We start from the raw sequence: 20,997 nt of genomic DNA, 5'->3' as shown, positions 1-20,997 counted from the left end.
CGGCCCATCAGGTGGCCGAGTACGACACGGCGGCCACCACGCCCAACAGCGCGGGTCGTATTCGGCCGGCGTCGGGTAGTCGACTACGACCTCACACGCCCGAATACGACCTCGCCAACCCAAAAACGACCCCCTGCGCCCGACCGAGCACGACCTCGCCAACCCGAGAACGACCTCCGCACGGCGAGTACGACCTCATTAGCCCGAGAACGGCCCTCGAGCAAGATCGCCACACCACACTCCCCACCCGCCGCGCCGCCGGAACACGCACGCCATCCACCACTCGCCGAAGCACCGCCGATCCACCCGTCCACCGAACCCTCAAACGCGAAGATCCCGTTTGCTACCGACGCAAACTTTGTTGTCAGCTCCAGCGTTGCCGCTGACGAACCCAGCTAGCACGTTAGGAGGCGTAAGGCCCTCACACGCGCGGGACGCGGTCCAGGGTGGGCTCGCCGACGCGGGTGTCGAGGTACTCGCGCACGCGCTTGCGGCGGTGCATGGCCACGTAGTGGCGCTCCACCTCGCCGGTGTACACCTGGCGCGGGCGACCGATGCGCTTGGCCGGGTCATTCATCATCTCCCGGTACTGGGCGATCCAGCCGGGCAGGCGCCCGAGCGCGAACAGGGGGGTGAACATCTTCGTGGGGAAGCCCATCGCCTGGTAGATCAGGCCGGTGTAGAAGTCAACGTTCGGGTACAGGCTGCGGGAAATGAAGTAGTCGTCGGACAGGGCGACCTCCTCCAGCTCCATGGCGATCTCCAGCTTGCGGTCCCCGTCCTTGGAACCCAGGCGTGTGAGCACCTCGTGCGCGGTCTCCTTCACCAGGGCAGCGCGTGGGTCGTAGTTCTTGTAGACGCGGTGCCCGAAGCCCATTAGGCGCACGCCGTCCTCCTTGTTCTTCACCTTGCGGACGAACTCGGAGGTGCTCATGCCCTCAGACTGAATGGTGTCCAGCATGCGCAGCACGGCCTCGTTGGCGCCGCCGTGCAGCGGCCCGGACAGGGCGCCGACGCCGGCAGCCACGGAGGCGTACATATTGGCGTCCGAGGAACCCACCAGGCGCACGGTAGAGGTGGAGCAGTTCTGCTCGTGGTCAGCGTGCAGGATCAGCAGCATGTCCAGGGCACGCACCACGGTGGGATCGATGTCGCTGGCCTGGTAGGGCATGCCGAAGGTCATGTTCAGGAAGTCCTCGACGTAACCGCGCTTGGGGTCGGGGTACAGCAGCGGCAGCCCGATGGCGCGGCGCGCGATGTAGCTGATCATCGTCGGCATCTTGCTCAGCAGCAGGACGGTGGCCAGCTCGGTCTCGTAGGGGTCGTGCGGGTTGAGGGTGTCCTCGTAGTAGGTGGCCAGGCCGGCGATGCCCGCCTGGAGGATCGCCATGGGGTGCCCGGAGGAGGGGAAGGAGGTGAAGAAGCTGCGGAAGTCCTCGTGCAGCAGCCGGTGACGGCCGATGCGCCGTTGGAAGCGCTCGAAGGTCTCCGGGTCGGGCAGTTCCCCGTTGATCAGCAGGTAGGCGACCTCCAGGAAGGTGGAGGACTTGGCCAGCTCCTCGATCGGGTAGCCGCGGTAGCGCAGGATGCCGGCGGCGCCGTCGATGTAGGTGATGTCAGAGGTGCAGGCGGCGGTGTTGGTGAAGCCGGGGTCGAGTGTGACCAGGCCCGTGGCCCCCAGCAGCTTGCCGATGGCGAGCCCGGCGGAGCCCTCGGTTGCCAGCGCGCGCGGCAGTTCCAGGCTGGTCTCTCCGACGGTAAGCATCCCGGGGGCGTCCTGGGCGCGGAGGTCAGTGGGCGTTTCGGTCATAAGTGTCTCCTTGCTGGCGACGGCGGGGCTGCGGGCGCGGCCCCGGACCTGTCTGCCGGGAACCTTACCGGCCCGCGGGCGCCGTCGTCGCCCCGGTCAGTTCACCCGGGCGAGAACCGGCAGTTCCGGGACTCCCCGCCCGTCAGCCCGCGAACCGCGCGGCCGCCTCGGGAGCGCGCAGGCGGCGTACGGCGGCGGCAACCCGCTCGTCGGTGTCGGTTAGTGACATGCGCACGTGCCCGGCGCCGGCCGCTCCGTAGAAGTCTCCGGGGGCGACGACGATCCCCATTTCGGCAAAGGCACCCACCAGGTCCCACGCGCTCATGGATGCAGGCCCGCTCAGCCACAGGTACAGGCCCGCCACGGATTCGGGGTCATTGACCAGGCCGACGGCGGCGGTCGCCTCCAGCAGGGCCTCGCGCCGGGCCCGGTAGACCGCCCGCTGGGCCGCCACGTGCGCGTCGTCGGCCAGGGTGGCGGCCAGGGCATTCTGCACGGGGGCGGGAGGGAGCATACCGGTATGGCGGCGCACCTCGGTGACGGGTGCCACCAGGTTCGGGTCGCCGGCGAGGAAGGCGGCCCGGTAGCCGGCGAGGTTGGACTGCTTGGACAGGGAGTACAGGGCGAGCAACCCCGTGAAGTCCGGCGCGCCGTCGGGGCCGGTGCCGGTCACGCGCGGGTCCAGGAGACTGGGGACGCCGACGGTGGCCCAGGGCTCCTCCCAGGCGAGTTCGGCGTAGCACTCGTCGGACAGGACGACGACGCCGCGCGCCCGCGCCCAGGTGACAATGCACGCGAGCTGCTCGACGCCGAGGACGTGCCCGTCTGGGTTGCCGGGACTGTTGAGCCAGATGGCGGCGAGGCGGCCTTCGGACAGCTCCCAGGTGTCGGGGTTGGCGGCGGTGTCGACGGGGACGGGGGTGGCGCCGGCCAGGCGGGCACCGACGTCGTAGGTGGGGTAGGCGGCGCGCGGGTGGGCGATGAGGTCGCCGGGGCGGGCGCCGAGCTGGAGCGGCAGCTGGGCCACGGACTCCTTGGAGCCGATGGTGGGGATCACGGCGGCGTCGCTCAGGCCGGGCACGCCGCGGCGGCGACGCATCCAGTCGATGATGGCGGCACGCACCTGGGGCGTGCCGTCGGCGGGCGGGTAGCCGGGGGCGTTCACGGCGGCGGCGAGTGCCTCGCGGGCTACGGTCGGGGTGGGGTCGACGGGCGTGCCAATAGACAGGTCGACGACGCCGTCGGGGTGCTGGGAGGCGCGCTGCCGGTAGGGGCGCAGGGAGTGCCAGGGAAAGTCGGGCAGGGCGAGCGGGCGGGGCAGGGCGGCCGGAGCAGAGGCAGCGGGGTCGGGGACGGCGGGCGTGGAGGCGTTCACGCCGCCATTGTGTCGCGTTCTCGCCTCCGTAGCAGCGATCTAGCGGGCGACAGCGTGAGGCGTCTCATCGTCCGATACCCCCCCCAAGCACTTGCTACACCTGATGCATCTGCTACATTTATCGCAGGCGACGCAGCGCCTGCTGCTCGTCCAAGGAGACCCCGATGGCCACTAAGACCAACACCGTAACAACCGTTAACGCCGCCTCCGTTAATGAGCAGAGCATGGACGTCCTGCTCGGCGCCGCACACAGCCTCCCCCAGGGATCGCCACTGGCAATCCTGCTGGAGAACATACTGGCTTCCCTGCGCAGCGGCGTCGACGTCGCAGCACTCAGCCTCGACCGTCCAGTCACCCCAAATCAGGCGGCAGCAGCTCTCGGCATGAGCCGTCCGAGCGTGTACAAGCTCATGGACTCCGGCCTCTTGAAGTTCCACTACGTCGGCAAGGACCGCCGTATTCCGGCAACAGCCCTGGTCGACTACCTCGACCGTCGCGAACGCGCTAGTGCGCAGCTGGCGGAAGACCTGGCCAACCGCGACCGCACCATCAAGCAGGCCGTGGATGCGATCGCGCCGCTGTCCGCCGAGGACCTCGCCGAGCTCGAGGAGGCCTGATCTGCTCGCCTTGTGGCCGAACAGCTAGCGCAGCCGTTCGGCCACAAGGCGAGCAACTGGCAGCCTCGTCTCGCAGGCCTCGCACACCGGTAGGCCCTCGTCACGCCTGACAACGAACCACTCGCCGCACAGGGCCCGCACAGCTCGCCCTTCCACCGCGCTCTCAGCAACCAGTTCCTTGCGGGTGTAATGAAGATGCGTAGGCCGAAGACGCTCACCAAGGGCCGTCTCCGCCAGCTCGCCCACTTCATCTGCGGACTCCACCGCCACAAGCCACTGCAACCGAGACGCCGGGACGATGAAATCGTAGTAGACACCTGAGCCGTCCGGGAGCGCAACGGCGTCAGGACGTCGATGACCGGCCAAAAGCGTCACCGCCTCGGCAATGGTGGTGCTCAGCAATTTATCCTCCGCCCGCCTTGTCACGACTACCACGTCCAGGAGCGCCTCGCCTCGCAAGCCTGGAGCCGCATCGACCTCAGGCAGGTCTGCCGCAACTGACACCGTTATCGTCGACGAGAAGGTACTTGAACGCGCGGATGCGTCTAGTCTGGGTTCTTCCCGCTGCACCAAGAGCTCACTGCTGTGGTCATCAGCCACCACCGCAGCGCCAACCGCCCCGATGATTGCCGCTAGCGTCTGTATGCGCCACCGACGAATCTCGGCTCGAGCCTGTTCCCGTCTTCGAAGAGTGCGATCCACCGGCCTTGGCATCCAGTCGTGCGCGCGAGCGGCCTCCAGCTGGCCTGCGACAGCGGAGTGGAACCGATCATGCCGTTGCGCATAGACAATCCAGCCGATCCCATCGTCGTCGACGATCATTGCCCCGCGCCACGCCGCACCTTCACGGGTACGTAGCTCCAAGACCGGCCTTCCCGCAGCGGCACTCGCCTTGATATGCCGGTCCGTTCCGCGGGCTAGCGCCTTCTTGCCGGCGTCGATCAACGGGTGCGGCAGTTGGCTGATATCCACATCGGCGAGGTCCTTCCATCGAGAACGACGAATCGCATCCGGGATTGGGCCGCTGTATGACTCCGCAGGCAGTGCCTTGAGTGTTCTCACGGTCGGACGAACCTCGAACATGTCACCTACTAAGGTTCAGGGAGCTGCCAGCAACGTTGCAAACGTATCTTACGCTCCGTCTCGGCAACAGGTTACAAGTGCCGCTCGCGGAGCCAGTTCTACCGGTCTCGGCACGTCATTAGTGCCGGTCTCGGTGTGTTACTGGTGCCGGTCTCGGTGAAGGGTGCGGGCTCAGTAGCCGTTGGCGGCCTTCCACTCCTCGTTCTGGGGCTCCAGGGCGGCGATCATGGGATCGTCGTAGTCCTGCGGGCCGACGTTCTGCGCGCCGCCCGGTGAGCCCAGGCCCTTGAGGGAGAAGAAGTCGATGTTGGCCCGGGTGTAGTCCTCCCACTCCTCGGGGACGTCGTCCTCGTAGAAGATCGCCTCGGTGGGGCACACCGGCTCGCAGGCGCCGCAGTCAACGCACTCGTCGGCGTTGATGTACAGGCTGCGCTCACCCTCGTAGATGCAGTCGACCGGACACTCGTCCACGCACGCACGATCCTTGACGTCCACGCAGGGCTGAGCGATGACATAGGTCATTGACTGCTTCCTCTCTGTCTCCAGGCGTGCCGCGCGGGGCCGCGGGCGCATCTGCGTATCCAAGTATCTCCCCGCGGTGGCGCTGCGCCCAACAGCCGCGCAAGGTGTCAGCAAGTCCGCCGGATTGTTCTACTCGCCCGAGTCGTATTGCGTCACGCGCCGTGTGCGAATTGCGGGCACCGACGCCGATCCCGCCGTCCTCGGTGCCGCCGCGGCCCCGTCCGCCGGCCACCCGCAGCTGAGCTCAGCGACACACCACGGGGTTGTCGGAGTCGTAGGCAGTGGTCAGGACGTCGTCGGGCAGGCTCTCGCCATCGTGGCTGCGGGTGCGGGTAACGGTGACGTCGAATCCCTGCGTGCCCCCGCCGTAGGGCTCGCATCCCGGCCCGGAGCCGTACACAGTGGCGTAGGGCCGGTAGTTGGTGTGCTCACCCTCGGTGATGGTGACCTCGTAGTAGGGGGTGGACCACAGTCGCACGTGTACCTCGCCGTCGCCGGCCCAGGCCTGCACCAGCACCGTGTACGGGGTGGAGTTGCGCCATTTGACGTCCTTGACGCCGGTCCAGATGGTGGCCTCGCGCCCGGCCGGGTAGCGGGTGAACCAGTAGGTGTGGGGCCAGTGCTCCACATCGTCCATGCCGGCCTCGAAGCCGGCATTGAACACGGTGGTGCCCACCTGGGACAGGCCGCCGCCCATGGCGTCGGTGTGCTGCCCATCGGTGACTACGCCGGCGTAGGTATAGCCGTGCTCGAGGTCTACCGGACCGAGGGCGTCGGTGGTGGAGAAGGTCTCCCCCGGCGGCACCAGGGTGCCGTTGATCATCTCGGTGCCGCGCTGGAGGTTCTGGTCGCGCCCGTACTGGGAGACGTAGGGGGTGGAGAACTCGCCGACGATCTCGACGATCCCCCACTCCTCCTCCGGCATGGTCACCTCCGGCTGCAGGACGACCACGGTCGCGGTGGCGGTGCGATCCCCGTCGGCCTCGGTGCCGGCGGCTAGGACTGCCTCAGCCAGAGTGCTGGGGTCGATTCCCGTGCCAGTGGCTGAGGGGTGGTAGACGGGGGTGGCGTCCACGGCGGTATCGGGGTTGCCGTCGATGGTCCAGGTCGCGTCGGTGGCGGGCGCCTCAATGTCCCCGCCCAGGTCGGCGAGGACCGCGGCGTGCAGCGCCTCGGCGTCGAGAGTGGCAGTCAGGACGCCGTCGGTGGAGTCGATGTCGGTCAGGGCAGCGAGCGCCTCTGGGGCCAGGATGCTGGTGCCGGCGGCGTCCGTGCCGGCGCCGGCGGTGGTGACGGTGATGTCGTCACTCAGCAGCGGGGTCAGGACAGTGTCGATGAACTCCTGGGCCTCGGCGTCGGTGACGGCAGGGTTGGCGGTGCCAGCGGCCAGGGCGATGGTGGTCTCCTCCAGCGGCCAGGCGCCGGTCAGGGCGCTCACGCTCTCCGCCACGTTCAGCCCGGTGCCTACCGACCCGGGCGTGAGCACGGGGGTGGTGCCGTCCAGGGTGACGACGGCGTCGGCGGTGCCGGTGGCCAGCGTGCCCAGGCGGGCGTTGAGGGCGCGGGTGAGCGCGTCGGAGTCGACCCGGGTGACGGCGTCGACGGCGGTGCCCGCTAGCCTCCTTACCAGCGTGAGCGGGTTGAGGGTGGGGCCGGTGAGCCGGTCGACGCTGGCGGCGGCGTCCACGCTCACGCCGGAGCTGGCGGGGATGAGCGTGTCGGTGGCTTCGTCGACGGTGAGCGTGACAGGCTGCTCAAGCTGGGCGCCGATGGCGGTATCCACGGCAGCCACAGCCTGGGCACGAGTCATGCCGGAGACGTCCACGCCGGACACCGACGAGCCCGGGGCCAGGGTCCGGGTGGTCGCCCAGGCCAGTCCCAGCCAGGCGATCGCCAGGGTGGCGCCGAGTGCGGCCAGCAGTGGACGCACGATCGCACGGGTGCCCCGGGCAGCGGTCCCGCCGAGTGCCGCGACCGGTTCGGCGGAGTCGGGGACAGCGTCGGCGTGCGGGCCCGCTGAGGCGCGGGCGCCGACGTCGGGCGGGGTCTGGCTCATGAGGCGCATCTCCTGGTGGAGCAGTGAGATCCCGGCACCTCAGGCACCGGCGCGACGGCGTCGGGCAGCGTCCTTGAAACGCTCCTGGGAGTCGAGGATGACCTTGCGGATGCGCACGGCATCCGGAGTCACCTCCACGCACTCGTCCTCGGAGGCGAACTCCAGGGCCTCCTCCAGGGTGAGGCGTCGCGGCGGCGTGAGCGCCTCGTAGACGTCGGCAGTAGAGGAGCGCATGTTGGTCTGCTGCTTCTCCCGCACCACGTTGACGTCCATGTCCTCATCGCGGGGGTTCTCCCCCACGACCTGCCCCTCGTAGGTCTCCTGACCGGGCTCGACGAAGAACGTGCCGCGGTCCTGCAGGCGGATCAGCGCGTAGGCGGTGACGGCGCCGGCGCGGTCGGAGACCAGGGAGCCGGAGGTGCGGGCGGTGATCTGGCCCGCCCACGGCTCGTAGCCCTCGGAGATGGACGAGGCGATGCCGGTGCCGCGGGTCTCCGTGAGGAACTGGGTGCGCCAGCCGATCAGGCCACGGGCGGGCACCAGGAACTCCATGCGGATCCAGCCGGTGCCGTGGTTTGCCATTGTCTCCATGCGGCCCTTGCGGGCGGCCATGAGCTGGGTGACGGCGCCCAGGTGCTCCTCGGGCACATCGATGGTCATGCGCTCGACCGGCTCGTGGCGCTTGCCGTCGACCATCTTGGTAACCACCTGCGGCTTGCCTACGGTCAGCTCGAAGCCCTCGCGGCGCATCTGCTCCACCAGGATCGCCAGCGCCAGCTCACCGCGGCCCTGCACCTCCCAGGCGTCGGGGCGGGTGGTAGGTAGCACGCGCAGGGAGACATTGCCGACCAGCTCGCGGTCCAGGCGGTCCTTGACCTGCCGGGCGGTGACCTTGGCGCCCTTGGTGCGGCCGGCCATCGGCGAGGTGTTGATACCGATGGTCATGGAGATGGCGGGATCGTCTACCTTGATCAGTGGCAGGGGCCGCGGGTCCTCAGGGTCGACCAGGGACTCGCCGATGGTGATGTCCTCAATACCGGCGACGGCGACGATGTCACCGGCGTGGGCCTCCTCGGCGGGCTTGCGCTCCAGGCCCTCGGTTACCAGCAGCTCGGAGACGCGGGCGGAGGTGAGGGAGCCGTCGTGGCGGGCCCAGGCGACGGTCTGGCCCTTGCGCAGGGTGCCGGAGTGGATGCGCAGCAGCGCGAGCCGCCCCAGGAACGGGGAGGCGTCGAGGTTGGTCACGTGCGCCTGCAGGGGGGCGGACTCGTCGTAGGAGGGGCCGGGGATGCGATCAATAAGGGTGCGGAACAGGGGCTCGAGGTTCTTGGATGCGGGCAGCTCGCCGTCGGCGGGCTTGACGGTGTCCGCGCGGCGGGCCTTGGCGGACGCGTACACCACAGGCACGTCCAGCACGGCGTCCAGGTCGATGTCCGGGTGCTCATCGGCCAGGTCGGAGGCGAGCGAGAGCAGCAGGTCGGTGGTCTCGGACACGACCTCGTCCAGGCGAGAGTCGGGGCGGTCCACCTTGTTGACCACCAGGATGACCGGCAGGGAGGCGGCCAGGGCCTTGCGCAGCACGAAGCGGGTCTGAGGCAGGGGGCCCTCGGAGGCGTCCACGAGCAGGAGGACGCCGTCAACCATGGACAGCCCGCGCTCGACCTCGCCGCCGAAGTCGGCGTGGCCGGGGGTGTCGATGACGTTGATGGTGATACCGGCGGGAAGACCCGCATCGATGGCCGCGGGACCGGCGTAGTGGACGGCAGTGTTCTTGGCGAGGATCGTGATGCCCTTCTCGCGCTCCAGCTCACCGGAGTCCATGACGCGCTCGGTCGTGTTCTCCTCGGTGGCGCGGTTGCCGAAGGCGCCGGCCTCCCAGAGCATCGCGTCGACTAGGGTGGTCTTGCCGTGGTCGACGTGAGCGACGATGGCGACGTTGCGCAGGTCCTGGCGCACAGTCATGTGGGCTCTTTCCTCCATTTGGTAAGCGCCCGCGGGCGCACAAACTCAGGCAGGGTACCGCTACTGCGGCCGGACAGGCCATGACAGGCGCGACATGCGGCCTGTGCGGCCGCTCACCTCTGTTGACCCGTGATCTGGCGGCGACCGGGGCGGCTCAGAGCACTCCCGTCAGCAGTATTACGGCGGCGATGGTCGCTGCCACCACGGGGGCGCGGTTCCACCGCGAGCTCATCTGCCTGGTCTCGGACTGTTTCCGCTCGGGGCGGCTGTTGCGGGCCAGAATGGCCTCTTGGTATGCGGCGATGAGATCGCCCGCCGCATCGGCGTCCATCCGGGTGCGATACACGGAATCACCCTCCGCTAGGTACTCCTCTGGCACCGTCCGGCGCGCGGAGGCGTACCGCCCCGTGCGGCCGCCCCTTCCAAGCAGTTCGCGCTCCCGCAACTCCTGGCGTCTGCGGAAGGATGTCGACAACCCACCTGCACGCTGCGCGGCGGAGGCCTTGACCGTATGACCGGATCCGGTGATGATCTCCAGTCCCCAGCGGGTGCGGCAAGATTCCACCTCATCCCAGCCGACAGTATGCGTGCGCCATGCGTTACGCACAGTGATGCCGGCGTCCGCGATGGTGAGCTGCGGCGCCCACCACAAGCACCAAACCGCAAGCATCAGGAACAGGCCGCAGCCCAGGGCCTGCAGCCCGTTGCGGGTGCCGTCGGCGAGCCAAACCGTAATGACGGCCCAGGTCGTGCCGGCACCCGTCAGCAGGGTGCCAGCACGACCTGTCAGTGAGCGGATCACGACCGTGGGCAATGCCCCGTGGCTCCCTTACTCGGAGATGTAACCGACGTTCTCGGAACGGAAGTAGGCCAGGCCCTTGGCCCCGAAGTTCGCAAGGTTCTTCGGGACGGCCGTGAACTGCATGCGCTCGTAGATGGGGAAATTCATGACGTTCTCCCAGATGAGCACGTCGCACTCATTGGTCATGCGGATACGCTCATCATGATCCGGAGTCGACGCAATCTTTGCAGCATAGTCGTCGATCTCCGGGATCGACTGGGACGTGTAGTTACTCAAAGAACTCGAGCCGTATATCTGACCGATGTTGGCCATAGGGTACTGAGTACCCTCCCAGGTGAAGGCGGTCATCTCATAGTTCTTGGCGTTGATGTACTCGGGGAAATAGCTATTGGCGTCAACCGGGTCCAACTTCATCTCAATACCAACCTCGCTGAGCTGACTCTGCAGCAGGTTGGCCTCATTCTCCGTAGTCTGAGTCCCAGAGGGAACCGTAAAGGTGAAGCTAAGGCGCTGACCGTCCTTTTCGCGTACGCCATCAGCCCCCTCTACCCAGCCGGCGTCATCCAACAGCTGCTTGGCGGCGTCGGGGTCGTAGGACCAGTCACCCGAGTTGTCCTGGTAGCCCTCCTGAGGCGGCATGAAGAAATGGTTACCAAGCAACACGTCATCGACCTCGATCGGCAGTCCCGCCAGGTCGGAGGAGGCAATAGCGGCTCGATCACAGGCACGCAGGACCGCCTGACGCACAGCCTTGTCCGCCAGTGGACCGGATGCCGCATTGATGGTGAAATGCCGCCACTGCAGGCCGAAGTTCTGACGGATCTCGGCATCCTCCCGCCCGGCGGCCTGGTTGTAAACGTCTGCCGAGATGATGTAGTCGATAACGTCGATCGCCTTGTTCGCGAATGAGGTCGCTTCGGCTGCAGGGTCCAGGACGCGGAAGGTTACCTTATCCAGCAGTGGGGCCTCGCCCCACCACAGGTCGTTGGGGACCAGGGTCACCAGCTGCTGGGACTCGTTGTAGGAGTCCACCTTGAAGGGGCCGGCGAAGTAGTCGTTGTTGAAAGCGCCGGCGCCCGCCATCGACTCGTTGAAGGTCTTGGCGTCCACGAATAGCTCTTTCGGAAAGAGGGACGATAGCGGATTGGTCCAGTCGGGGAAAATCGACTTGAAGGTCACTTTAGCGGTCAGATCGTCGATAATGTCGACAGACTCAACGTCGGCGATACCATCCGTTGAGGCCCACTGATACTCGGGGTCATCGGCGTGAGCGAAGAAGGCCTCAATGTCTTCGGAGTCCATGTGACGCCCATTGCCCCAGACGGCATTCTCATTTAGGGCCACAGTGGCGACGGTCTTGCCATCCACATCCTCAGCCTCGAAGGTGGTGTAGAAGTTGGGGTTCGCGGTCGGGGTGCCGTCATCCGCCCAGTCGAGGAGGTAGGGGGAGACGAAGTCCAGAATATTACGCAGATTGACGTTAACGCCGTTGGCGTGATGATAGTTCCAATTGGCAATGGTGTTGGAAATGGCGAAGTTGAGGGTGCCGCCCTGTTGCAGGGAGGAGCGCTCTTGGCGATTCATCGCCTGGTCGAAGTCGATCTCGGCGTTTGCATCGGCAGATGAGTTCGAGTTGGACTCGGTGTTCTTGGCGCAGGCGGCCAGGGCGGCCATGACTGCCGCGGAGGCCGAGCCGGCAAGGAACAAGCGGCGGTTGATGTTCATATCAAAGCTCCGATTCGAGATGGATCCGGATGGTTGGACAGGGCGGCGCTACGCTGCCGCCGCAGTCAAGCCGTGGGCATGGTGTACATCATACGTTCATCTGCAGCAGTCGCATCCTGCTTGCGGCATCGTGTGACCTGCAGTTTCGTAGTTCTTGGTCACTACTACCTTGCTCCGGGCTAGGTACTCGCTGATGACGTCAGAACACAGCGGTACGCTCCGGGTAGTAGCAGGCGACCTCGTGGTCCTCACCCTCGCCGGTGAAGTCCGGCATTCGTTCCAGGCAGGCCTTTCTCTGCTCCTCATTCAGCTCGTTCGCGAACTTGGGGCAGCGAGTGCGGAAGCGGCAGCCCGAGGGGGGACTGGCCGGGGACGGCAGGTCGCCCTCCAGGATGATGCGGCTGCGCGTGCGCTCCTTCGCCGGATCCGGAATCGGAATGGCCGAGAGCAGTGCCTGCGTATACGGGTGAGCCGGCGCGGAGAACACCGCATCGACGTCACCGATCTCGACGATCTTGCCCAGGTACATGACGGCCACGCGATCGGCTATGTGCCGCACCACGGACAGGTCGTGGGCCACGAACAGGTAGCTGAGCCCCAGGGTCGCACGCAACTCGTCGAGCAGGTTGATGACGCCGGCCTGAATGGACACGTCCAGAGCAGAGACCGGCTCGTCCAGTACGAGCAGCTTCGGCTCCAGGGCCAGAGCCCGGGCGATGCCTATGCGCTGGCGCTGCCCGCCGGAGAAGTTGCGGGGATAGCGGTTGGCGTGGCTCGGTTCGAGCCCCACCAGTTTCATGAGCTCCTCGACGCGCGGACCGACCTGCTGCTTGCTCCAGCCATTGGCGCGCAGTGGCTCCGCGATGATGTCGTAGATGGGCAGACGCGGGTCCAGGGACGCCATGGGGTCCTGGAAGACGACCTGCAAATCGCGGCGGATCTGCTTGCGTTCAGCGCGGCTGATCGCAGCAGTATCCCTGCCCAAGACAACGATTTTGCCGTCCTGCGGCGCCTGCAGATTGAGCACCTCCATAAGCGTGGTGGTCTTGCCACAGCCCGACTCGCCAACAATTGCCAGCGTCTCGCCCTGGCGCACATCGAAGGAGATGCCGTCCACCGCGTGCACGGTGCCGACGCGCCGCTTGAACACTGCACCCTTCATCAGCGGGAATTCCTTCACCAGGCCGCCTACCCGCAGCACCTCGGGGCGCTGTGAGTGGGGCAGGTTCATGACATCGGCGGTCTTGAGGGAGGGGACCGGGAAGATGTCCGTGTAGTCGAGGTTGTTCTTCTCGATCTCCGGGAAGCGACGGCAGGCGGACTTTTGCTGCTCAGCGGCAGTGGAGTCAGATGGCAAGGCGTCGTCGCGGACCGGGACCAGATCGGGTTCGCCGTCCAGGCACTCCGCCACCGCCATGGGGCACCGCGGCGCAAATGGGCAGCCGGTGGGCGCCTCCAGCAGCGAGGGCGGCGCGCCTTCAAGGGTTGCCAGGGCGGAGTCCTTCTTGGCGTCGAGGCGGGGAAGCGACCCGAGCAGCCCGATCGTGTACGGCATGCGCGAGCGGTAGAAGATGTCGTCGACGTTACCGGTCTCGACAACCCGCCCCGCGTACATGACGGCGACCCGGTCGGCCATGCCGGCCACGACCCCCAGGTCGTGAGTAATCATGATGACGCCGGCGCCGGTCTCCTTCTGCGCCGTGCGCAGAACATCGAGGATCTGCGCCTGAATGGTCACGTCCAGCGCCGTGGTGGGCTCATCGGCGATGATCAGATCGGGGTTGTTGGCGATCGCGATGGCGATCACGGCGCGCTGCCTCATGCCTCCGGAGAACTCGTGCGGATAGGCCTTAAAACGCACCTCCGGATTGGGGATGCCCACCAGATCCAGCAGCTCGACCGCCCGCTTGTTGGCATCGGCGTCGGGCATGTCCGGGTTGTGGACCTTCAGCGCCTCGACGATCTGATCCCCAACCGTGTACACGGGCGTGAGGGCGGACAGCGGGTCCTGGAAAACCATAGAGACCTGGGCGCCCCTGATCTTGGACATGTACTCGTCGCTGCGCCCGAGCAGCTCGGTGCCGTACAGCCGCACCGACCCGGAAATATCCGCGGTCTCGTCAAGCAGTCCCATGACAGCCGTGGACGTAACCGACTTGCCGGAGCCCGATTCACCCACGAGGGCGAGCACCTCCCCGCGCCTAACTGTCAGGTCGATGCCGCGCACCGCGTGGACCCGGCCGTTCTCGGAGGGGAAGGAGACGTGCAGATCTGCAATTTCCAGCAGCGGGGCATCAGCCTCCCGATCCGGCAAGTCCTGTGCCTTGGCGGCCGTATCCCGGTTGCGCCGTGTCGCTCTCATGCCTTGCCTCCGGATTTGGACGAGGGGTCGATGGCGTCACGCAGCCCATCTCCCATGAAGTTGACGCATACGAGCATGAACACCAACACCGCGGCGGGCGCCAAGAAGATCCAGGGGTAGGTGGTTGCGGAGCGCTGTCCCTCCGCGATCAATGTGCCCAGGGAGGTGTTCGGCGCCTGCACACCGAAACCGAAGTAGGACAGCGTCGTCTCGCTGAGCACCGCGTAGGCGACGTTGAGCGTGGCATCGACGATCAGTAGTGAGGCGATGTTGGGGATGATGTGGCGGACGATGATGACGGGGCTGGGTACGTTCATGAATCGTGCCGCATTGACGTAGTCGAGGTTCTTGACGCTGAGGGTCAGCGAGCGCACCACGCGTGCCGTGAGCATCCAGCCGAATCCGCCCAGCAGCACAATCAAAAGGGCGGTCGATCCCTTGGCAGCCCCCGCCTTCTGGGACAGGATCGCGATGATCAGGAACGACGGCACCACCAGCAGCAGGTCGGTGGCCCACAGGGCGACCTTCTCCCACCAGCCGCCGAAATAGGCGGCGGAGGAACCGATGATCGCGGCGATACTGGTCTGCAGGAGGGCCACGAACACTCCGATCATCATCGACTTGCGGGTGCCCTCCACCACCATGGCGAAGACGTCGCGTCCGCCCTGGGTGGTGCCGAACCAGTGGTCGGCGCTGGGCGGCTGCAGGAATGCCTTCGAGTCGACGTCCGTGTAGGACCACTGACCAACACGGTTGCCGAAGATCGCCATCAGTGCGAGGGCCAGGATGCCAACAGCTCCGAATACGGCGGTCTTGTTGCGCAGGAAGCGGCGCAGAATGATGCGCCCGCGGGTAAGCCGCCTAGATTCCTTGGGGTTGTTGTCCAGAAGGTTGCCGCCGTCCGCGACGGTTACCGGTGCCTGTCCCGGCTGGTCCATGGCGGACTGCCCTGTGCCACTCAAGTTGGCGGTCGATTCCGTATCGGGCTGTACGGCGCCGTCTGGTTCGTTAGTCGAGCCATGCATGTCGGTCAGCTCACTCTCACCCGTGGGTCAACGATCGCGACAAAGACATCGGACAGCAACGCACCGGCCAATGTGCACAGGCCTGAGAACGCGACCACGGCGGTCACCCCGTTGATGTCGTAGCTCGAGATCGAGTTGATTGAGTACTCACCCATGCCGTGCCAGCCGTAGACGCGCTCGGTGATCGCCGCACCTGTGAACAGGCCGGCCAAGGCGAAGGCGAAGTAGGTGGCCATGGGGATCAGAGCGGTGCGCAGGGCGTGGCGAGTGGCGGCCTGATGCTTGCGCAGCCCCTTGGCGCGGGCGGTGCGCACATAGTCAGCGCCGAGCGTATCGAGCATGAGGTTGCGCTGGTAACGCGAGTAAGAGGCGATTGACCCCAGCGACATTGAGAGCGTCGGCAGCAGCAGGTGCTGGGCCCGCCCCAGGAAACCCTCGCCCTCACCGGTGAACTCGAAGATCTGGTAGCCGGTGGTCCGGTTGATGTGGACGGCGAGCACTTGCAGGAGAATCGCCAGCACCATCGCCGGCGTGGAGATCACGATCATCGCGAGCAGGGAGATCGCCCGGTCTGAGAACTTGTACTGGCGGGTCGCCGTCCAGGCGCCCAGGGCCACGCCACCGACCATGCCGATCATGGCGCCCAGGAACACCAACCGTACCGACACGGCGATCTTCGTTCCCAGCAACGCGTTGATCGATTCACCCTTTGGGGTGACGCCCCAGTCCCAGGAAGTGACCACCTCACGGAGCCAGGTGACGTATCGGCCCCACACGGGCATGTCCGAGCTGATGTTGTACTGGACGAGAGCAGCGTTGATCGCATCCCAGTTCAGCGACGGGTCCTCGCGGTTCCAGTTGTTGGCGGGGTCCAAGGACGCCGACGCCAACAAGTACGCCAGCGACGTCGCTATGAACAACAGGATCGCGTAGTTCGCAAGCCTGCGCATTAGGTACGGAAACATGCGGTCTTCTCTTTGGCGGGCCGCCGGAGGCCCGGACTCCGCGTGGGAGCCGATTCCGGTGCGGCTACGGACAGTGCCGCCCAGACACAGCCACCCGCGGGCGACCTTGGGACCGAACGGACCGTCTCACGATACCCGCATTTCGAAACGCGCCTGACACCCCGGACGTCAAAGCCGGGGGTTATGTCCAACGATGGACGGCGCAGAACCGGCCACTTCCGGCCGCACAAGTAACCTATACCACATTCTCGCCACCGGGTCGGAAGCAGGTCCCAGATCTGGGCTACTCACGCGCGAACCCGCCGCTCGCTTCAGAGAATCCGCGAGAACCCACCACCTTCGCTCGGCCCGAGTGCGGTACCCCACCGCGCAGGTGGGTGCCCGCCGTCGTCGCGCAATGCCTCAGCCGGCGGCGCGGGCGTCCCGGCGGCGGAACAGGGCGGCTACCACGGCGCCGGAGAGGTTGTGCCAGATGGAGAAGACCGCACCGGGTAGGGCCGCCTCCGGGCTGAAGTACTGGGCGGCGAGGCCCGCGGCCAGGCCGGAGTTCTGCATGCCTACCTCAATGGCGGTGGTGCGTGAGGCCTTCTCATTGCGGCTGGTGATCCAGCCGATCCCGTAACCCAGCAGGTAGCCGAGGCAGTTGTGCAGGACAACCACCAGCGCCACCAGCACGCCGACGGAGGCGATCTTGTCGGCCGAGCCGGAGACGACCGCGATCACCACGTAGCAAATGCCGAGGACCGAGATCCAGGGCATGACCGGCAGCAGCCGCTCCACATACCGCCCCAGGAGAGCGCGTATCACCAGGCCGCCGATGACCGGCACCAGCACGATCTTCACGATCGACAGCGCCATGGAGCCGGCGTCGACGGGCATGTACTGCCCGGCGAGCCACTGGGTCAGCAGCGGCGTCATCAGCGGGGCCAGCAGGGTGGAGATGGACGTCATGGTCACCGAGAGCGCCACATCACCGCGCGAGAGGTAGGAGATGACGTTGGAGGAGGTGCCGCCGGGCGCGCAGCCGACCAGGATGACGCCGGCGGCCAGGGCCGGGTCCAGCTGGAAGATGCGGGTCAGCGTCCAGGCGATGATGGGCATGACCACGAACTGGGCGGCCACTCCCACCAGAACCGGCAGGGGCCGACGCACCACCAGGGCGAAGTCGGGGACCGTCAGGGTCAGGCCCATGCCGAACATAATGATGCCCAGGGCGTAGTTGGTGCCCGCCGCCAGCGGATTGAGCGCCTCGGGGGCGAGCATCGCGGCGGCAAAGGCCAGCAGGATCAGCAGCGGGAAGACGGTCACGGCAATATAGGCCGAGCGGTCCTCGTCGCTGCGTCCCGCCCCCGCCGGGCGCGGGTCTACAGGCTGAGAAAGGTTTGGGGAGTCAGCTGGACTGTTCACGCTGTAGTCCTATCGCCACTCACCTCCGGGCGAGCAGACATTCTCAGGATCCGGGAGAAGCACCAGTCAGCGCAGGGCAGCCGGGCGGGGCAGCAGTGCGGCAACCAGGGACTTCAGCAGGTCGCCGACGATAAACGGCATGAGACCCAGGGAAACGGTGACGCCCCAGGAAGCTCCCGTGGCGGCGTGGAGCCAGACGAGCCCGGGGACGTACACGACCGCAGAGGCTGCGAGCATCAGGCCAACCCGCAACGCCATCGCGCGCAGGGCCGCAGCGCCTGCACCACGGTCAACAAGCACGGCCCCAGCTCTGCCGGCCAGCAGCGCCGCCAGCCCATACCCCAGCACATAGCCGAAGGAGGCGGTGACGCCGCCGTTCCAGCCAGCGAGCACCGGTGCGCCGAAGGCGGCTGCGGCGGCGAACAGGGCCACGGCGGCCAGGCCGCGGCGAGAACCGAGGACTCCGCCCACGCCAAGGGCGGCAAGGGTGCCGAGAGTGACCGGCACTGGAGTGAAGGGCAGCGGCAGGGCGACCTGACCGATCAGGGCGATGGCGGCGGCGCCACCGACGATGAGCGCGGCCTCGCGGGCCACGCGGCGGATCAGGGGTACGGCGGTGGCAGGGGCGGCTTCGAGGCTGGCAGCAGGGCGCATGTTTGTGCTCATGTCACCACCGTAGGGTCATCTGCGCCCATGACACACCGCCGTTTGCCGCCCGTATCCGCGAGCGCAACTTGTGGAATTCCTCCAATTCCCTACTACTGGCTAGCTCACCCGCCAAAGGCCGTGCCGCAGCTCGGTCAGCGCGTCAACGCCAAACAGAATGCCAGCTACACGGCAAGGGCCTTCCCCTACTCGCCCGTGTAACCGCCGCTTACACACCCACGCCGGTGTCCGCGGCACACCGCGGCCGCTAGGCAAGGTACGCCTGTCACGAAATGCACCACTTTCAACCGCAACCGCCCCTGGCACACCGCATCGAATCGCATGATTCTGCGGTGAGCGGGGATACCCCTCGGGAAGCAGACGCAGAAAGAGGTACATTCCATGACAGGTGTCGGCCTCAGGCGCGCCAAGCACGCCGCAAGAGGCCCTGCGAGCCGCGGCGTCAGGCGACGGTGACGTCACCGGAGGTCGTGCCGGTAGCAGAACCACCGTTGGTCGTGCTGACAGTGATAGACGAACTGCTGCCGGCGGTGATGGCACCGCCGAAGCTGGTGGCGTCCAGAGTCAGCGCCAGATTGCCGCCGTTGGAGCCGGAGTTGCCCCAGCGGTCCTCATCGGCCGTGGCCAGGCCCCCGGAGGTCTCCAGGGTGCAGCCGGTGAGCGTGGCCTCGGCGGTGGTGTTGGTGACGTAGAGGATCGGTACGTCCCGGCTGCAGGTCAGGGACACATTCGTAAGCGCGAGCGCGGAGGCCTCGGTGGCGGCATCGGAGTCGGCTGCGTCCCCGGACATGGACTGGTACAGCATGACGCCGGCGGTCTCCGAGTCGGTGGTGAGGGTCGAGTCGGAGACGGTGGCGCGGTTCTTGCCCTCAACCACGATCGCCTGCCCCTGACCTGCGGTGCCGGTCAGGCCGGAGACGGTGATCTCGCCGGTGGAGTAGATGCAGGGTGAGCCGTCGCCGGCGGTGGTGAAGTTGTTGGTTCCGTCTACCGTCACGGTGCCCGAACCGCGGTCCGTGGCGACAGCCGCGCAGTGGGCGCCCTCGGTGGTGATGGTGAGGTCGGCGCCGGTGATCGCTCCGGCGTAGGTGGCGTGCAGGCCACGGGAGGACTCGCCGGTAGTGGCGATGGCGCTGGCGGTGACCTCGGCGGTGGCGCCGCCGGTGGCGACTACCCCGTTGGCGCCGGAGGCATCGGTAGTCATGGCGGTCTGGCCGATGCTGGCGCTGCTGCCCGCGCCAACCACCACCACGGCGGAGTTGAGCCCGTAGAAGCTGTAGGAGTCATCCACCCCGTGCTCGCCGTCGGTGGAGGCGTCGCCGGACTTGTTGATGCGGGCGTTGGTGATGGTGAGGCTGCCTCCATTCACCACCAGGAAAACAGCCTCGTCGGCGCTGGTGGACTCGAAGGTACCGCCGTCAATAGTCGCCTCGATGCCATCCACCAGGTAGGCACCGCTCAGGCTGATCTCCTTGTCACCGATGGTGCCGGTCCAGGAGCCTGCGGACAGGACCGTGTTCGACTCCGATGCCTCGTGGTACTCCGGGCCGGTAGCGGGCGTCTCGTCGGCGGTGGCGGCGTCCGCCGCGGCGGTGGCGCCCCCGGTAGCGGGCGAGGCGGTGGACGTGGAGGTGCTGGAGGAGCCGCAGGCGGCCAGTGCGCCGGCCGCGGCCAGGCCGAGTCCGCCCAGCAGCATGGAACGGCGCCGCGTGTGGAGGCGGCTGCCGTCGCCGGGTTCGCGGTCGGTACGGTATTCGGTAGTAGCGCCAAAGCGCATGGGGGTCTCCTTTAGGTGCGGCGCTGCCCGGACGGCGCGCGAGTCGGCCGTCGCCGCAGCGCCGGGTTACTGGTCACCGACCACTGTGGCCGTCCCCCTTGTGCGCCGCCTGTGTCCCCCGTAGGGCTCCGGCGTGAATGCCGCACCGCAGGCGATGCATTAGCGTGCGCCCATGCCCGCACTCCCCCGTCCTTCCGGTCCTGACCCCGCTCCCTTCGCCCTGGTGCCCGCCGCCTACGTGCTGCTGCTACGCCAGCGCGGGCGCACCGTCGCATCCGCGCTAGATGGACGTGCCACCCGCGTGAGCCGGGAGCATCGCCCCCACGGCGATCCCCGCCCCGGTCCGGCCGCAGACACCGAGGTCCTGCTACAGCTGCGCCGCAACACCGGGTTCATGGACGGGCACTGGGCTGCCGGGATCGCGGGACACGTCGAGCCGGGCGAGTCGGTGACCGCGGCTGCCGTACGGGAAGGCGCCGAGGAGATGGGCGTCGTCATCGACCCGGGTGAGCTGCTGCCGCTGACCGCCATGCACCGCTCGAATGCGGTCGGCGGGCCGGCACTGGAGCAGCGCGTCGACTTCTTCTTCACCCTCACCCGCTGGTACGGCGCCCCCACCATCCAGGAGCCCGCTAAGTGCGGAGGCCTGGAGTGGTTCGCGCTGGACTCCCTGCCCGATCCGATACCCCCGCACGAATTAGCAGCGCTGCGGCTCCTGGCGACGGCGCTCGACTCCGGGCGGCCCGCCCCGGCAATCACGTCCTTCGGCTTCACCGCGCGCTGAGGCACGCACCCAGATCGCGCGCCCGAGACGATGCCGGCGGGGCGCGGACTGTGTCCGCG

16 protein-coding genes are annotated in these 20,997 nt (G+C 67.2%); 2 read left to right on the top strand and 14 right to left on the bottom strand.

Annotation, left to right across the window (positions count from 1 at the left end):
• Window positions 1-421 precede the first annotated feature (421 nt).
• Complete coding sequence (locus CWT12_RS03030; RefSeq protein WP_161923656.1) at window positions 422-1,810, bottom strand: citrate synthase; 1,389 nt, start codon at window positions 1,808-1,810, stop codon at window positions 422-424.
• A 142-nt stretch (window positions 1,811-1,952) separates the two neighbouring features.
• Complete coding sequence (gene dapC, locus CWT12_RS03025) at window positions 1,953-3,185, bottom strand: succinyldiaminopimelate transaminase (RefSeq protein ID WP_161923655.1); 1,233 nt, start codon at window positions 3,183-3,185, stop codon at window positions 1,953-1,955.
• A 164-nt stretch (window positions 3,186-3,349) separates the two neighbouring features.
• On the opposite strand from dapC, the gene CWT12_RS03020 reads away from it, so the two are divergent.
• Window positions 3,350-3,802, top strand: a complete 453-nt coding sequence (locus tag CWT12_RS03020; protein WP_161923654.1) for a helix-turn-helix domain-containing protein — start codon at window positions 3,350-3,352, stop codon at window positions 3,800-3,802.
• A 24-nt stretch (window positions 3,803-3,826) separates the two neighbouring features.
• On the opposite strand, the gene CWT12_RS03015 is transcribed toward CWT12_RS03020, so the two are convergent.
• From CWT12_RS03015 to CWT12_RS02960, 12 genes are all read right to left on the bottom strand, one after another.
• A complete protein-coding gene (locus CWT12_RS03015; protein WP_202616259.1) occupies window positions 3,827-4,885 on the bottom strand; it encodes a DUF3039 domain-containing protein in 1,059 nt (352 codons plus the stop codon).
• Between the two features lie 171 nt (window positions 4,886-5,056).
• The gene (gene fdxA, locus CWT12_RS03010) at window positions 5,057-5,407 is read right to left on the bottom strand and encodes a ferredoxin (RefSeq protein ID WP_161923653.1); all 351 of its coding nucleotides are present in this window, start codon (window positions 5,405-5,407) and stop codon (window positions 5,057-5,059) included.
• Window positions 5,408-5,651: 244 nt separating this feature from the next.
• Complete coding sequence (locus tag CWT12_RS03005; RefSeq protein WP_161923652.1) at window positions 5,652-7,463, bottom strand: VanW family protein; 1,812 nt, start codon at window positions 7,461-7,463, stop codon at window positions 5,652-5,654.
• Window positions 7,464-7,502: 39 nt separating this feature from the next.
• On the bottom strand, window positions 7,503-9,425 hold the full coding sequence (gene typA, locus CWT12_RS03000) for a translational GTPase TypA (protein ID WP_161923651.1): 1,923 nt from the start codon (window positions 9,423-9,425) through the stop codon (window positions 7,503-7,505).
• A gap of 154 nt (window positions 9,426-9,579) precedes the next feature.
• Window positions 9,580-10,239 (bottom strand): PH domain-containing protein, encoded by a 660-nt coding sequence (locus CWT12_RS02995; RefSeq protein WP_161923650.1) that lies wholly within the window; start codon window positions 10,237-10,239, stop codon window positions 9,580-9,582.
• Between the two features lie 15 nt (window positions 10,240-10,254).
• Entirely contained in the window at window positions 10,255-11,952 is a 1,698-nt protein-coding gene (locus CWT12_RS02990) for an ABC transporter family substrate-binding protein (RefSeq protein ID WP_161923649.1), read from the bottom strand.
• Window positions 11,953-12,151: 199 nt separating this feature from the next.
• Window positions 12,152-14,314: a dipeptide ABC transporter ATP-binding protein gene (locus CWT12_RS02985; protein ID WP_161923648.1), complete on the bottom strand. Its 2,163-nt coding sequence runs from the start codon at window positions 14,312-14,314 to the stop codon at window positions 12,152-12,154.
• Window positions 14,311-15,252, bottom strand: a complete 942-nt coding sequence (locus CWT12_RS02980) for an ABC transporter permease (RefSeq protein ID WP_202616258.1) — start codon at window positions 15,250-15,252, stop codon at window positions 14,311-14,313. Before CWT12_RS02980 ends, CWT12_RS02985 begins: the two co-directional genes overlap by 4 nt.
• A gap of 92 nt (window positions 15,253-15,344) precedes the next feature.
• Window positions 15,345-16,304: an ABC transporter permease gene (locus tag CWT12_RS02975; RefSeq protein ID WP_161923646.1), complete on the bottom strand. Its 960-nt coding sequence runs from the start codon at window positions 16,302-16,304 to the stop codon at window positions 15,345-15,347.
• Between the two features lie 402 nt (window positions 16,305-16,706).
• Complete coding sequence (locus tag CWT12_RS02970; RefSeq protein WP_237564356.1) at window positions 16,707-17,618, bottom strand: bile acid:sodium symporter family protein; 912 nt, start codon at window positions 17,616-17,618, stop codon at window positions 16,707-16,709.
• A 159-nt stretch (window positions 17,619-17,777) separates the two neighbouring features.
• Window positions 17,778-18,377 (bottom strand): biotin transporter BioY, encoded by a 600-nt coding sequence (locus CWT12_RS02965; RefSeq protein ID WP_161923645.1) that lies wholly within the window; start codon window positions 18,375-18,377, stop codon window positions 17,778-17,780.
• 442 nt (window positions 18,378-18,819) lie between these two features.
• Window positions 18,820-20,154, bottom strand: a complete 1,335-nt coding sequence (locus CWT12_RS02960) for a hypothetical protein (protein WP_202616257.1) — start codon at window positions 20,152-20,154, stop codon at window positions 18,820-18,822.
• A 172-nt stretch (window positions 20,155-20,326) separates the two neighbouring features.
• Here CWT12_RS02960 and CWT12_RS02955 point away from each other — a divergent pair, with 172 nt between their 5' ends.
• Window positions 20,327-20,938, top strand: coding sequence for an NUDIX domain-containing protein (locus tag CWT12_RS02955; RefSeq protein WP_161923644.1), 612 nt, complete (start codon window positions 20,327-20,329; stop codon window positions 20,936-20,938).
• Window positions 20,939-20,997 lie beyond the last annotated feature (59 nt).

The organism is Actinomyces sp. 432, assembly GCF_009930875.1.
In the GTDB taxonomy this organism is placed as follows: Bacteria; Actinomycetota; Actinomycetes; order Actinomycetales; family Actinomycetaceae; genus Actinomyces.
This window is presented reverse-complemented; position numbering and strand designations above follow the sequence as displayed.

Excerpts from the sequence above, each read along its gene's own strand:
- CWT12_RS02980 (WP_202616258.1), bottom strand. The coding sequence starts at position 15,252 with ATGGACCAGCCGGGACAGGCACCGGTAACCGTCGCGGACGGCGGCAAC.
- CWT12_RS02985 (WP_161923648.1), bottom strand. The coding sequence starts at position 14,314 with ATGAGAGCGACACGGCGCAACCGGGATACGGCCGCCAAGGCACAGGAC.
- CWT12_RS02955 (WP_161923644.1), top strand. The coding sequence starts at position 20,327 with ATGCCCGCACTCCCCCGTCCTTCCGGTCCTGACCCCGCTCCCTTCGCC.
- CWT12_RS02975 (WP_161923646.1), bottom strand. The coding sequence starts at position 16,304 with ATGTTTCCGTACCTAATGCGCAGGCTTGCGAACTACGCGATCCTGTTG.
- CWT12_RS03005 (WP_161923652.1), bottom strand. The coding sequence starts at position 7,463 with ATGAGCCAGACCCCGCCCGACGTCGGCGCCCGCGCCTCAGCGGGCCCG.
- CWT12_RS02990 (WP_161923649.1), bottom strand. The coding sequence starts at position 11,952 with ATGAACATCAACCGCCGCTTGTTCCTTGCCGGCTCGGCCTCCGCGGCA.
- CWT12_RS02965 (WP_161923645.1), bottom strand. The coding sequence starts at position 18,377 with ATGAGCACAAACATGCGCCCTGCTGCCAGCCTCGAAGCCGCCCCTGCC.
- CWT12_RS03020 (WP_161923654.1), top strand. The coding sequence starts at position 3,350 with ATGGCCACTAAGACCAACACCGTAACAACCGTTAACGCCGCCTCCGTT.
- CWT12_RS02960 (WP_202616257.1), bottom strand. The coding sequence starts at position 20,154 with ATGCGCTTTGGCGCTACTACCGAATACCGTACCGACCGCGAACCCGGC.
- CWT12_RS03015 (WP_202616259.1), bottom strand. The coding sequence starts at position 4,885 with ATGTTCGAGGTTCGTCCGACCGTGAGAACACTCAAGGCACTGCCTGCG.
- typA (WP_161923651.1), bottom strand. The coding sequence starts at position 9,425 with ATGACTGTGCGCCAGGACCTGCGCAACGTCGCCATCGTCGCTCACGTC.
- CWT12_RS03030 (WP_161923656.1), bottom strand. The coding sequence starts at position 1,810 with ATGACCGAAACGCCCACTGACCTCCGCGCCCAGGACGCCCCCGGGATG.
- fdxA (WP_161923653.1), bottom strand. The coding sequence starts at position 5,407 with ATGACCTATGTCATCGCTCAGCCCTGCGTGGACGTCAAGGATCGTGCG.